The organism is Streptomyces sp. DSM 116793 (genome assembly GCF_057320905.1).
This window is the reverse complement of sequence record NZ_CM170494.1, coordinates 7,726,214-7,739,325: the sequence shown is the minus strand read 5'-3', so window position 1 is coordinate 7,739,325 and position 13,112 is coordinate 7,726,214. Positions and strand designations below refer to the sequence as shown.

Sequence of the window (13,112 nt, the reverse complement as noted above, 5' to 3'; positions counted from 1 at the left end):
GCGGGGAACGGCGCGAGCAACCACCCACCGTCAGGTGATCCGACCACGACCGAGACCACCCCACCAGGACGGCAGCCGGGCGCAGCCCCGGCCCGAAAAGGGACGCGGGGAACTGCGCGACCAGCCACCCACAGGCAGACGATCCGACCACGACCGAGACCAGCCCACCGGGACGGCCGCCGGCCGCAGCCCCGGCCCGAAAAGGGACGCGGGGAACGGCGCGAGCAGCCACCCACCGTCAGGTGGTCCGGAGGCACCCGGGATCAGCCCACCGGGACGGAGAAGGAGCGCGGGACCAGCCCGCCGGGGTGGGCGGCGCCGTCAGCCCGCCGGATGGACGACCGCCGCGGCACCGCCGCCGCGGCGAGTGGGCTCGGCCGCGGCGAGCCACCGCCCGTCCCCCATCCGCTGCACCCCGGTGGCGGCCCCGATCTCCGGGTTCTGGGTGAACTTGTGCCCCAGCGCCTCCAGAGCCGCCCGCTCGGGGCTGTCCCACAGCCCGGGCTCCAGCTCGGTGGTGGCCGCGTTGCGCTGACTGGCCCTGGGCGCCGCGATCGCGTCGACCAGCGGCAGCCCTCGGTCGAGGAAGCCGATGAGGGTCTGCAGGACGGTGGTGACGATGGTGGCGCCGCCCGGCGAGCCGAGGGCGACCACGGGCCGGTGGTGCCGGTCGAGCACGATGGTCGGCGAGATCGAGGAGCGCGGGCGCTTGCCGGGCCCGGGCAGGTTGGGGTCGTGCACCGCCGGGTTCACCGGCACGAAGTCGAAGTCGGTCAGCTCGTTGTTGAGCAGGAACCCCCGGCCGGGCACCGCTATGGCGCTGCCGCCGGTCTGCTCTATCGTCAGCGTGTAGGCGACGACGTTGCCCCACTTGTCGGCCACCGTCAGGTGCGTGGTGTTCTGTCCCTCGTAGCCGGTCGGGACGGCCTTGCCGCCGGTGGCGCAGTCGGCCGGGTGGCGCGGGTCGCCGGGCGCGAGCGGGCTGGTGAGGACCGCGTCGTCCTTGATGAGGCAGGCCCGCGAGTCGGCGAACCGCTGGGAGAGCAGCCCCTTGGTGGGCACGTCCTCGAAGGCCGGGTCGCCCACCCAGCGCCCCCGGTCCGCGAAGGCGATCCGGCTCGCCTCGATGTAGTGGTGCAGGTACTGCGTCTCGGACAGCTTGGACAGGTCGGTGTCCTCAAGGATGTTGAGCGCCTCGCCGACGGTGGTGCCGCCGGAGGACGACGGCGCGATCGAGTAGACGTCGAGTCCGCGGTAGCCCGTCTCGGTGGGGGCCTGCACCTTGGCCCGGTAGTCCGCGAGGTCGCGCGCCGACAGGTCACCGGAGCGCACCACCCGGTCGGCGGCCGGGTCGACCGGCGGCTTGTTGACCGTGTTGACGATGTCCCGGCCCAGGTCGCCGTGGTAGAGCAGGCCGATGCCCTTGCGGCCCAGTTCCTCGTAGGTGCGGGCGAGGTCGGGGTTCTTGAGGGTGCTGCCGACCGCGGGCAGTTCGCCGCCGGGCAGGAAGAGCTTGGCGGTGGCCGGGAAGTCCTTGAACCGGTCCTCGTTGCCCTCGGTCTGGGTGCGGAAGGTCTGGTCGACGGTGAAGCCGTCCCTGGCCAGGCGCTCACCGGGCTCCAGCACGTCGGCCAGGCGCCTGGTGCCCCAGCGGTCGAGCGCCGTCTGCCAGGTCGCCGCGGTGCCGGGGGTGCCGATGCTCAGGCCGCTGGTGACGGCGTCGGCGAACGGCAGTGGCTTGCCGTTCTCCAGGAAGAGCCCCTCGTCGGCGGTGCGGGGCGCGGTCTCGCGGCCGTCGATGGTCTGCACGCGGTGGGTGCGCGCGTCGTAGTAGACGAAGTAGCCGCCTCCGCCAATGCCCGAGGAGTAGGGCTCGGTGACGCCGAGGGCGGCGGCGGTGGCGACGGCGGCGTCCACGGCGTTGCCGCCTTTGCGCAGGATCTCGATGCCGGCCGCGGTGGCGTCCGCGTCCACGCTGGAGACCGCGCCGCCGTAGCCGACGGCGACCGGCTGTTTGGCGGGGGTGGCGGACGCCGTGGGGGCCGACGGGGGCGCGGAGGACGGTGGCGGCGCGGCGGCTCCGACGGCGAAAGCGGCGGCAAGAGCGGTCAGGATCGAAAGATTCCGTGCGACCGGGCGACGCATACACACCTCCACTGGGCAGCAGTGCGCGCAGCGTAACCCTCTGCCCGTGGTCCTGCCAGGAGTCCTCGAACACCGGTGCCCAGGACCGCTAGCATGCGCGGCCATGAACGACGACGTGCGCAACATCGTCCTCGGTGTGGTGGCCGCCGGCATCGGCGCCGCCCTCGGCTGGCTGGCCCGCACCCACCTGTGGAAGCGGAAACTCCGCCGCAGGCAGGCCTTCTTCGGGCTGCCCGCGAACGCCGAGTCGCTGCTGGTGGTGGGTCGCGAGGCCGGCGGGCCCGAACTGACGGTGGTGCGGCACGACGTCTTCGCGCTGCTGGAGCTCTCCGCGCTCATCAGGGACTGCGGCGCACACCCCCAGGTCGTCGCCCATGACGCGGTGCGGCAGGGCTTCGGCGAGCGGACCGAGTTCTGCGTCGGAGGACCCGCCTCCAACCGCCGGACGGCCGCCCACATGCTGTCCCTGCTGCCCGGCATACGGGTCAACACCGACCCGGAACCGGGCCCCGACCGCGGGTCCTTCCAGATCGGCGGCGAGCGGTACCGGATGGACTCGGGCAAGGCCGAGTACGCGTTGCTGGCCCGGCTCACCGCGGACCAGGGGCGGGCGGCCCGGCCGGTCTTCCTGTTCTGCGGGCAGCGGGCCGTCACCAACCAGGCGGCCACCCGCTACCTCGCCCGCAACCACGAGCGCCTGGCACGCAAGTACGGCACCGGCTCGTTCGTCCTGCTGCTGAAGGTCGTCAACTCCTCGGCGTACGGTCCCGACGTGGTCGAGCTGGTCGCGGACGTCACCCGGACGGCGCAGACGGAGCTGCCGGCGCCGCGCACGTCGCACCGGGCACCCTGACGCGCCGTCATGTCGCGGCCCCGGCGCGCCGGGGGGACGGCGCCCTCGTCCGGTGTGCCCGGCAGGGAGGGTGCCGCCCGGCCCCGGCGGGCCGGCGGGAGCCGTGCCGTACGCGGTGTGCGGGCAGACGCCGGGCACGCCGTCCGGAGTGGACCTGGAGCTGTTCTCCACGGCCTACGACGTACCGGCCGGGCACCGTCTCGTCCCTGTAGTCGACACGGTCGCCCCGCCCTGCGAGCGAGCACTACCCGTCCGGTGCGCAGCTGACCTTCTCCTCGCCCCGGCCGCCCGTCACAAGGGTCGGTCCGGCTGCGCGAAGAGTGATCTCCGGCTGCCCCGCCGGCCATGCCCGGCCCCACCCGCCTTTCCGCTGTATCGGCCCTCGCAAACTATCCGGCACGCCAGGGCACTTACCGGCGGACACGCGCTGACGATCATTAACCGTATTTGTTCTCTTTTGTCTGCTTTGCCGGTACTACCGGTGTCGCACCCGCTTCCCTCCCCGGCCCGGCGGGGCTCAGGCCTCCGACGCCTCCGCGTACACCCGGTACAGCTCCGGGCTGCCGTTCACCGCCCAGTCGAGTCCCGCCTCCACCACATGGATCTCCCGGCCCGAGGCCAGCCGGACGACGGGGTGGCCCGCGGGCCAGACGTGCCAGGCGGCACCGGGGACCTTGCGGACGATGACGGTGCCGAGGTAGAGCCCGGCGTCGTTGCCGAGCCAGGGCAGCAGCTCGGGATCGTCGCGCCAGCGCGGCAGGAGCTGGTCGAGGGCGGCCAGGGAGGCGGCGGAGTCGTCGAGCTCCAGCCCCGCCCTGGCCGCCTGCGAGCGCAGCAGCTCGCACTCGGAGAACAGGTCGGCCACACCCTCCGGATCGTCCTCGAATGCGACCGCGAGCCCTTCGCTTGCGTTCGTGGGCCGGCCTCTGCGCCACTTGTCCAAGAAAGGGATGTTCATACCACCCAGCGTGGCATCCGTACGGGTGCCCGCACCACAGGCGCGCGCGAGGGGATGTGACGGCGCGTGGGAAGCGGGCCGGTGTGTGGACGCCGTGTGCGGGCACCGGGTGGGCCGTGTGCCGGCCGCGGGTGGACGGTGGGGAGTTCGCCGGCTCCTTCCGGGTTCCCGGCGCGGGCCCGGCGCCGTACGCTCGGGACGGGCCGTATCGGGCGCCGGTGCCACGGACATCCGCCGGTACCGCGCGGCGCACCTGTCATCTCGGTGTGAGCGGGAGGAGTCGGTGGTGCGCCGACGCATCGCAGGTCCGGCCGTGCTGTCCGCCTTGTTCTTCGTGTGCGCCCTGCTGCTGCCGCAGCTCGCTGCGTTCCCCGCCGCGGCCCGGGGCGGTGCGGACGGGGACGGCGGCGCGCGCGACGCCGACGAGGGGCGGCCGGTACCGCTCGCCCGGCTCTTCGACAACCGCGCCGTCAGCGACGCCGCCCACCCGGACGCGGCCGACTTCGACGGGGCGGGACGCTCGCTGCCCGCCGAGGACCTGGCGGCCGCGGGCTGGACGCCCGGCCGGCCCCTCACCCTCGACCGCGCCCGGCTCACCTGGCCGCACCGCGCGCCCGGCCGGCCGGACAACGTCGTCGCCGACGGCCAGCGGGTCCTGCTGGCCGGCCGGGGCGACGCCCTGGCGTTCCTGGTGGCGGGCACGGACGGCTCGGACGCGGGTGCGGGTGCAGACGGTACGCAGGCTGGTGCGGACGGCACGGACGCGGATGGGAACGCGAGCGCGGGCGGCATGACGGCGGGCGCGGACGGCACGGACGCGGGCGCGGACGGCACGGCACGGGGCGCGGGCCCGGGTTCGGGCGGCATGGAGGCGGGCGGCACGGAGGCGGGCGGCGCGGTTGCGGGCGGCGCGGACGCGGGGGGCGCGGGCGAGGTCCGCTACCGTGACGGATCCCGCGGCTCCTTCGTGCTCACCGCGCCCGACTGGCGCACGGGGCCGCTCGCCACCAAGGCGGTGGCGCTCCCCCGGGTGCACACCCCCGCGGGCCCGGTGGCCGGTCCGGCGAAGCTGTACGCGGTGCTGGTGCCGATCGACCGCCGCCGCACCGTGGCCTCCGTCGTGCTGCCCCGGGACCACGGGCCCGACCTGCATGTCTTCGCGCTCTCCGTGCGGGAGCCCGGGGCCGGCTGGACGGGTAGCTGGTCGGCCGCCACCTCCGGGCTGCCGGCCGTCGGGCCCTGGGCTGACCGGACCCTGCGGCTGGTGGTGCACACCTCGGTGGGCGGTCCCCGGGTGCGGCTGCGGTTCGACAACACCTTCGCGGCCTCGCCGGTGCGCATCGGCGCCGTCACCGTCGGCGCGCAGGCCGCGGGCGCCGCGCCCCGGGAGGCGCCGGTGCCGGTGACGTTCGGCGGAGCGCCGGGCACGGTGGTGCCCGCGGGCGCGCAGGCGTTCACCGATCCGCTCCGCTTCGCGGTACCCGCGGGCGGCAACCTCCTGGTGAGCTTCCACCTCCCGGACGCCGTGACCGCGCTGCCGCTGCACAGCCTCGCCGTCCAGCGCTCGTACGTCAGCGAGCCGGGCGACCACACCGCGGACGCCGGACCCGGCGCGTACGCCCAGACCCTGACCACCTGGCCGCTGCTCGCCGGGGTGGAGGTGAGCGGCGGCCCGGGGTCGCTGGTGATACTCGGCGACTCGATCACCGACGGCGAGAAGTCGCTCCTGGACGCCAACCGCCGCTGGCCCGACCTGCTCGCCGCCCGGCTCCGGGCCCAGCGGACGGTGCCGCGGTTCGGCGTGCTGAACGCCGGTATCTCCGCGAACCGCGTGGTCACCGACCGCTATCCCGGCGACGGTGTCTCCACGGACGTGGGCGGGGTGAGCGCACTGCACCGGCTGGACCGCGATGTGCTGGCGCAGCCGTCGGTCCGCACCGTCGTGGTCTTCCAGGGCGTGAACGACGTCCGGTGGGGCGGCACCGCGGAGCAGGTGCTCGCCGGGCTACGGGAGATCGCGGCCCGCGCGCACGCCCAGGGGCTGCGGGCGCTGGCCGCCACCATCGCGCCGTGCGAGGGGGAGGCGCTGTGCACGGCCGCGGCCGACGCCCAGCGCGCCGCGGTCAACACCGCCCTCCGCGCGGGCGACGGGGGCTTCGACGCCGTCCTCGACTTCGACCGGGTGCTGCGGGACCCGGCGCACCCGGCGCGGCTGCTGCCGGCGTACGACAGCGGCGACCACCTGCACCCGGGTGACGCGGGCTACGCGGCCCTGGCCGACGCGGTCGCCCTCCGGCTGCTCGTACCCTGACGCGGCCGCGCCGCGCCGGGGGCGGGGGCGGGGGCCGGACGGGCAGGCGGACGCGGCCCGGATCGGCCTAGACGTCCAGGTCGACCACGACGGGGGCGTGGTCCGAGGCTCCCTTGCCCTTGCGCTCCTCGCGGTCCACGTAGGCGTCGGAGACGGCCTTCGCGAACGGGACGTTCCCGTACACCAGGTCGATGCGCATGCCGCGGTTCTTGGGGAAGCAGAGCTGGCGGTAGTCCCAGTACGTGTACGGGTGGTCGTACTTCAGGGGGCGGGGGACGACGTCGGTGAGGCCGGCCTCACGGAGGGTGGTGAGCGCGGCGCGCTCCGCCGGGGTGACATGGGTGGAGCCCTCGAAGAAGGCGGGGTCCCAGACGTCCTCGTCGGTCGGGGCCACGTTGAAGTCGCCCATCACCGCGAAGGGGCGGCCGCCGGTGGCATCGCCGGCGACCGCGGCCCGCAGGGCCTCGAACCACTGGAGCTTGTACACGTAGTGCGGGTGCTCCACCTCGCGGCCGTTCGGCACGTAGACCGACCAGACGCGGACCGGGCCGCAGGTCGCGGAGATCGCGCGGGGCTCCTCCACGCCGTCGTACCCCGGGTCGCCGGGCAGGCCGCGGACCACGTCGGCGAGGCCGGCGCGGGAGAGCACCGCCACACCGTTCCACCTGCCGGTGGCGTGGATCGCGGCCTCGTAGCCCAGCGCGGCCAGCTCGGCCACGGGGAACTGCTCGGCGGTGGTCTTGACCTCCTGGAGGCAGAGCACGTCGGTGCCGCTGCTCTCCAGCCAGGCGAGGAGCCTCGGGAGGCGGGCGGTGATCGAATTCACGTTCCAGGTGGCGATGCGCATGGTGCCCAACCTACCCGGCCCCTCTGACACCCCGGTCCGGGTCAGACGTCGGTACTGCCGCCCGGCTCCAGCCGCCGGTGGTCGGCGCCGCCCAGGGACCCGATCATGCGGTCGTAGGCGGGCCTGGCGATGTCGGTGAGCAGCCCGTCGTGCACGTCGTAGGCGACCCTCGGGCGGACCTCGCGGACGTACTCGATGACCTCGGCGATCTTGCTCCACGGGGCCTGTACGGGCAGCAGCAGGGTGTCGACGCCGGTGCCCGGGACGGTGAGCGCGTCGCCGGGGTGGAACAGGGAGCCGTCGACGAGGTAGCCGACGTTGGTGATGCGCGGGATGTCCGGGTGGATCACCGCGTGCAGCTCGCCGTGCACCTGGACGTCGAAACCCGCGGCCGTGAACGTGTCCCCGTGCCCGACGGTGTGCACCCGGCCGGGGAACGCGGCGGAGACCTGGTCGGCGACCGAACGCAGCGTCCAGAGCTCGGCTGCCGGGTTGGCCTCCAGCCCGGCGCGCAGCCGTCCCTCGTCGAAGTGGTCCGGGTGCTCGTGGGTGATCAGCACGGCGTCCGCGCCGACGGCGGCGTCCTCCTCGCTGAAGCCGCCCGGGTCGATGACGAGGGTCCTGCCGTCCTTCTCCAGCCGGACGCAGGCGTGGGACTTCTTCGTGAGCTTCATGGTCACCATCCTGCTACGCCCCGGCCGGTCGCGGCACGCGCGGGGGTGGGCGGCCTACGTGGTGGGACCACCCCCGGGGAGAGGCCTCTGAGATCGCTCCCGGGAGAGGCCGGCGGGCCACTCCGGGGAGAGACCGGCGGGTCACTCCTCGGGGGTGGTCTCCTCGCGGATCACCTGCTGGGCCACCCGGAACGCACTGTTCGCGGCCGGAATCCCGCAGTACACCGCGGTCTGGAGCAGGACCTCCTTGATCTCCTGGGGCGTGAGGCCGTTCCGCAGGGCCGCGCGGACGTGCACGGCGAGGTCGTCGGTGTGGCCGCCCGCCACCAGCGCGGTGAGCGTGACACAGCTGCGGGTGCGGCGGTCGAGCCCCGGTCTGCTCCATATCTCGCCCCACGCGTACCGGGTGAGGAAGTCCTGGAAGTCGTCGGAGAACTCGTCGGCGGCGGCCAGTGTCCGGTCGACGTGCGCGTCGCCGAGCACCTCGCGGCGCGCCTTGAGGCCCGCGTGGTGGGCGCCGGGCGCGGCCGCCGCCTCCGGCTGGGGCGCGCTCGGCCCTATCTCGGCCACGGGCGCGGCCGGCGGCGGCGCGAGGACCGGCCTCGCCGGGACCGCCGGGATCGCGAACTGCCCCGTGGCGGAGACATCCGGAGGGAGTTGCCAGGCGGTGGAGAAGTGCCGCGCCAGCAGGTCGGTGACGGCCGCGGGCGCCTCCACGGGCGCCAGGTGGGACGCTCCGGGCACCACGGCGAGACGCGCGTCGGGTATCCCGGCGACCAGGGTGCGGGCCTGTGCGGGCCCGGTGACCTGGTCCTCGGAGCCGACCAGGACCAGGGTGGGCACCCCGATCCGGTCCAGTTCGGCACGGACGTCGAAGGTGGCCAGCGCCTCGCACGCGGCGATGTAGCAGCCGGGGTCGGTGGTGCGCACCATCTGCACGGCCCACTCGGTGATGGCCGGCTGGGCGGCGGCGAAGCCGGGCGTGAACCACCTCTCGGGTGCGGTCCTGGCGATCGGGTCGAGGCCGTTGGTGCGGACGATCACACCGCGCTGCCGGAACTCGTCGGCGGTGCCGAACCGCGGCGAGGCCGCGATCAGCGCCAGCGACGCGACCCGCTCGGGGTGCCGCAGCGCCAGCTCGGCGCCGAGCGCACCGCCGAGCGCACACCCGGCGTAGCCGAAGCGCTGTACCCCGAGCCCGTCGAGCGTGGCGAGCAGCCGGGCCGCCAGCTCGGCGACCGAGTCGGCGGCGTGCGCGGGCGCCCCGCCGTGGCCGGGCAGGTCGAACCTGAGCACCCGCCACTGCTCGGTCAGGACCGGGACCTGCCGGTCCCACATGTGCCAGGTCGTGCCGAGTGAGGGACCCAAGACCAGGACAGGCGCCTCTTCCGGCCCGTCAAAGCGGTATTGCAGGGTGTTCGGTGGTGTCTCGCTCACCCGTCTGACCCTCTCATGTGTCGCGAAATCTCACAGAGCCGGGGCGAACCCAGCGGTTCCTGTCCCTATCACGACGACAGGGTCCGGCGCTGCCGGAACCCTGGAGGGCCAGGTACGCGTTCTCCGGCGCGTACTGGTGACGATCTTGATAGTCAGCTGTCCGGGGCACCGCGCGATGTGGTCCGGCACGCTCGCGTGAGCGACGGTCCCCGCCAAGGCCGGTGCCATGGTCGGTGATGCGGCCAGGAGATGCCGGCCCTTCCCGCGCGAGGGCGCCGGCATCTCCTGGTCCGCCGGGGGCCGGCGGCCTTCCCGGAACGTCGGCCCGCCGCACGGGCCGTTCGTCAGGCCGTCGGGACAGCCGTCAGGACATGTCCATCGCAGCGTGGTCCATCGGCGGGGTTGCGCCGCCGGCGGCGGCGGCCGGGGGCTTGCCCTGGGCGTTCATCATCTTCAGCATCATGTTCTGCAGGGCGAGGATCTGCGGCGGCATGATGACGAAGGGGCGCATCATGCCCTCGTCTTCGTGGTCGAGGATGTGGCAGTGGTACATGAACCGTCCGGTCTCGCGACCGAACCGGCCGGCGACCGTCACCATCGAGTTCGGCATGAGGTTGACGGTGTCCTTCCAACCCGACTCGCCGGCGGGGACCGGCATCGGGTCCTTGATGGCGATGGGCTTGGTGGTGCCGCCCAGCGTCGCGTCGAACGCCGTGCCGTCGACCGTGTGGCGCTCCAGGATCTGGAAGCTCATCAGGTGGATGTGCATGGGGTGCTGGATCTGCTTCGTCTGCGGGCCCACGCTGATGAACGTCCACTTCTCCCAGCTCTGCGCCGCTGCGAAGAAGGTGGTGGCGTCCTCGAAGTGCTTGGCGACGACGCGGAAGGTGCGGGTGCCACCGGGCAGGGCGAACTGCACGATCCCCTTGCCGGGCGCCGTGTCCGCAGGCGCCTCCTGGAGCTCCATGATCGTCGGCATGCCCATCGGGTCGAAGGAGAGCATGACGAAGCGTTCGACCGCGTTCTCGGGTATGTCAGCCACGGCCAGGCGCGTGAAGCCCGAATCCAGCCGCTTCGGCGCGCTGTAGGCGCGATTCTTCTGCTCGCCCACCCGGAACTGCATGACCTGGGGGTAAGGGACGCCGGCCGGGGGCACGGGAGTGCCGGCGGGCGCGGGGGCCGCGCCCGGAGCACCGGGAGCGACGTTGACGAGCCTGAGCCGCTTGCCCCGGAACGCCGCGAAGTCGATTACCAGGTCGGCCCGCTCACCGGCGGTGAGGGTGAGGGTCTGGTCGACGGCCTCGGGCTTGGCGAGCAGACCCATGTCGGTGCCGATGACCTTCAGCGCCCCCTTGACGGTCTGGCCGGTCTTCTCGTCCAGCAGGGCGAGGGTGTAGGGCCTGGCGTTGGAGGCGTTCACGACGCGGAAGCGGTAGGCGGTGGCCTCCACCTCGAGGTGAGGCCACACTCGGCCGTTGACCATGGTGTAGGGGCCCTGGAACTGGAGCGCGGACGTCATCACGCCCGGAATGGTCGGTCCGACCTGGATCCGCTTCGCGAGGAGCCGGCCGTCGATCCGCCCCTTGTCGTCCGTGTCGAAGTTGACGTCGGCGATGGTCAGCGGGATCTCGTAGCGGCCGCTCGGCAGGTCGAGGCGGTCCTCGGTCTCGTCCCGCGTGATGTAGTTGCCGAACAGCCCCGCCATCACGTTGAGCGCGGTCACCGGCATGGCGTGGTCGTGGTAGAAGAGATGCGCAGCGGCGGTGTCGTTGGTGTACTCGGCGAGCTGTGTGCCTCCCGGAGTCACGCCCGAGTCCGGGGCGCCGTCGGAGATCGCGTGCTGCCGGCCGCCGTGCAGGTGGACCGAGGTCCAGGGAGTCAGCGCGGCCACCTCGGGCCGCTCTCTCCCGCCCTGCGAACCAGGGGTGTTCAGCGCCTGGAATCCCGGGGGCGGTCCCTGGGCCGCCACGAAGACGCCCTTGACGGGGCTGGTGCCGGTGAGCTCGTTGCGCCAGGCGAGGCGGAACTTCTGGCCACGCCGGGCCTCGATGGTCGGGCCGGGGAAGAACCCCTCGTACGTCCACATGCGGGTGGCGGGGAGCTGCGAGTGCAGACGTATTCGCTTCTCGACCAGGCGAACCTCGGTTATGCCCTGGGATGAGGGCTTCAGGGTGGGCGGTATCGGCAGTTCGTCCTTGAAGGGAGTCAGTTCCGTGACCTGCGGCGTCGAGGCACCCTTGAGGTCCTGCCCCTGGCCATCGGTGAGCAGTGCCGAGGCGTTCTCCGAGGCCTGGGCCTGAGACGTTCCGCTCAGGAGTAGGTCCGCTCCGCCGTAGACCGCTGCCCCCGCTACCGCACCTCCGGTGAGGCCGAGGAACGTGCGTCTCTTGTGTGCTGCTGCCACGGTTATCTGTTCCTTGCGTGTGAAAAATTAGATCTCTTGCGAGGGGGCGCCCAGCGCGGCGAATTCTCGATTTCGCCGGGTTCATGGAGGGGAGGGCGCATCGCCGCACAGGGCACCGGGCAGGGGGCCACACGGCACCGAGGGCCGCTGGGTACATGGGTTGGTAATTGGCCGAAACCCGCCGGTCGCACATTGTGCCATAGGCGCGGAGTGCCGCCGGCCATGGCAGCGAACAGCGATGTCGGATTTAACGTGCCCGAGGTGTGGCAGAAATGTGATGGGCGGAGTGCGGGAACAGCGACAGAGCGAATGGATGATTTCTCAGACCATTCGTCGCGGGACTGCGGTTGGGCCGTTCCACGGGACTGGGACCGGGCCTTCTGGGCCGGGTCCAGGTGCCGGGTCCAGGTCGACCACGCCCAGCTGTTTCGCCTCAGGAACCAGGTGAGTTCCACCGTATGGGCACCGGTGCCCTCCACGCCGGCGGCCAGGAGCTCACATAGGAATGCGGCCACCGCAATCCGCGAGCCGTCTGGTGGCCGCGGCCGGGAGCGTGCTACAAATTCGGCGCCATGGCCGCGTCGACGTGTGCCCCGCATCGCCCCAGGAGAACCAGGTTCCCACCTCAAGCCCCTTCCCGTGGGGGAGAGTTGTGACTGCTTTCCTGCGGCGCCGCAGCCACTTCACGCCGGCTCAGATTCTTCCGACCACGTTCGGAAATGTTCACAAGAAATTCAAGCACTCATGAGCAATGCAGACATAGCCCAGACGCTCGCCGCGTCCGACGCCGCACAGGCCGGGGCGTTCGCCGGCCATCCCACGGCCGACGTGACAGCACGCACCAAACGCGCAGTACTGCTGATGCACCTCGCCTGGGGCTTCGCGTGGTTCATCGGATTCGGACTGCTCTTCTTGCATGAGGGGCCGGACGGCCGGACCTTCGTCCCCATGCCGGACTGGCTGCCGCTCACCACCCTGATGGTGTTGCTGGCCGCCGCGGGCGTGATCACGTTCGTCATCGGGGCGCGGGCCTTCGGCCGTGATGCCGTGGGCGAGTTCCGAGCGCGTCAGGCCAAATGGTACGGCGCCGCGTGGTTCCTGGGCTTCGTGGGACTCATCCTGACCATCGGCAAGATCTCCAGCGATCTGCCGGACGAGACCAAGGGGCTGCTGTGGGGGGCCACCACCACAGGTCTCGTCGGTGTGCTGCACATAGCCGGCAGCGCCGTCTGGGGTGACCGCACACGGCTGCGCTGGGGCATCTGGGTGACGCTCATCAACGTGGTGGGCGTCATGGCCGGGCCGGGCTGGCAGGAACTGATCATCTGCGTCGCGGGTGGCGCTCTCTCCCTGGTCCTCGGTGGCCGCGAATGGCTGCAGAGCAGGAGTGCCGCATGATCGCCACTGCCACCACCGCGATCGCGACGACCGGGCGGTCCGGGCGGCCGATGCCGCCGGCACGAGGCAGCCGGGACACGGCCGT

Annotated in this window: 9 protein-coding genes and 1 pseudogene; 4 read left to right on the top strand and 6 right to left on the bottom strand. The window is 72.7% G+C overall.

Translation table 11 applies throughout. The features are described 5' to 3' along the window. Positions 1-321 precede the first annotated feature (321 nt). Positions 322-2,145 carry a gamma-glutamyltransferase gene (gene ggt, locus ACSMXW_RS30405; RefSeq protein WP_485801026.1) on the bottom strand — a complete coding sequence of 608 codons (1,824 nt, stop codon included), beginning with the start codon at positions 2,143-2,145 and terminating at the stop codon, positions 322-324. 103 nt (positions 2,146-2,248) lie between these two features. Here ggt and ACSMXW_RS30400 point away from each other — a divergent pair, with 103 nt between their 5' ends. Both ACSMXW_RS30400 and ACSMXW_RS30395 read left to right on the top strand, forming a co-directional pair. Next, positions 2,249-2,998, top strand: coding sequence for a hypothetical protein (locus tag ACSMXW_RS30400; protein WP_485801024.1), 750 nt, complete (start codon positions 2,249-2,251; stop codon positions 2,996-2,998). A 121-nt stretch (positions 2,999-3,119) separates the two neighbouring features. Next, a pseudogene (locus ACSMXW_RS30395) lies at positions 3,120-3,322 on the top strand (CocE/NonD family hydrolase C-terminal non-catalytic domain-containing protein); the annotation flags it as partial. A 193-nt stretch (positions 3,323-3,515) separates the two neighbouring features. On the opposite strand, the gene ACSMXW_RS30390 reads toward ACSMXW_RS30395, so the two are convergent. After that, complete coding sequence (locus ACSMXW_RS30390) at positions 3,516-3,956, bottom strand: DUF6278 family protein (protein WP_485801022.1); 441 nt, start codon at positions 3,954-3,956, stop codon at positions 3,516-3,518. Positions 3,957-4,479: 523 nt separating this feature from the next. Here ACSMXW_RS30390 and ACSMXW_RS30385 point away from each other — a divergent pair. Further along, positions 4,480-6,267, top strand: a complete 1,788-nt coding sequence (locus tag ACSMXW_RS30385; protein WP_485808423.1) for an SGNH/GDSL hydrolase family protein — start codon at positions 4,480-4,482, stop codon at positions 6,265-6,267. A gap of 67 nt (positions 6,268-6,334) precedes the next feature. Here ACSMXW_RS30385 and ACSMXW_RS30380 read toward each other — a convergent pair whose 3' ends face one another. From ACSMXW_RS30380 to ACSMXW_RS30365, 4 genes are all read right to left on the bottom strand, one after another. Beyond that, entirely contained in the window at positions 6,335-7,114 is a 780-nt protein-coding gene (locus ACSMXW_RS30380) for an exodeoxyribonuclease III (protein ID WP_485801020.1), read from the bottom strand. Positions 7,115-7,155: 41 nt separating this feature from the next. Next, entirely contained in the window at positions 7,156-7,788 is a 633-nt protein-coding gene (locus ACSMXW_RS30375; protein ID WP_485801018.1) for an MBL fold metallo-hydrolase, read from the bottom strand. Positions 7,789-7,929: 141 nt separating this feature from the next. After that, positions 7,930-9,225 carry a bifunctional 3-oxoadipate enol-lactonase/4-carboxymuconolactone decarboxylase PcaDC gene (pcaDC, locus tag ACSMXW_RS30370; protein ID WP_485801017.1) on the bottom strand — a complete coding sequence of 432 codons (1,296 nt, stop codon included), beginning with the start codon at positions 9,223-9,225 and terminating at the stop codon, positions 7,930-7,932. A gap of 364 nt (positions 9,226-9,589) precedes the next feature. Continuing rightward, positions 9,590-11,629 carry a multicopper oxidase family protein gene (locus tag ACSMXW_RS30365; protein WP_485801015.1) on the bottom strand — a complete coding sequence of 680 codons (2,040 nt, stop codon included), beginning with the start codon at positions 11,627-11,629 and terminating at the stop codon, positions 9,590-9,592. Positions 11,630-12,373: 744 nt separating this feature from the next. Between ACSMXW_RS30365 and ACSMXW_RS30360 the strand changes: the two genes are divergently transcribed. Next, positions 12,374-13,027 (top strand): hypothetical protein, encoded by a 654-nt coding sequence (locus ACSMXW_RS30360; protein ID WP_485801013.1) that lies wholly within the window; start codon positions 12,374-12,376, stop codon positions 13,025-13,027. The last annotated feature ends 85 nt before the right edge of the window (positions 13,028-13,112 follow it).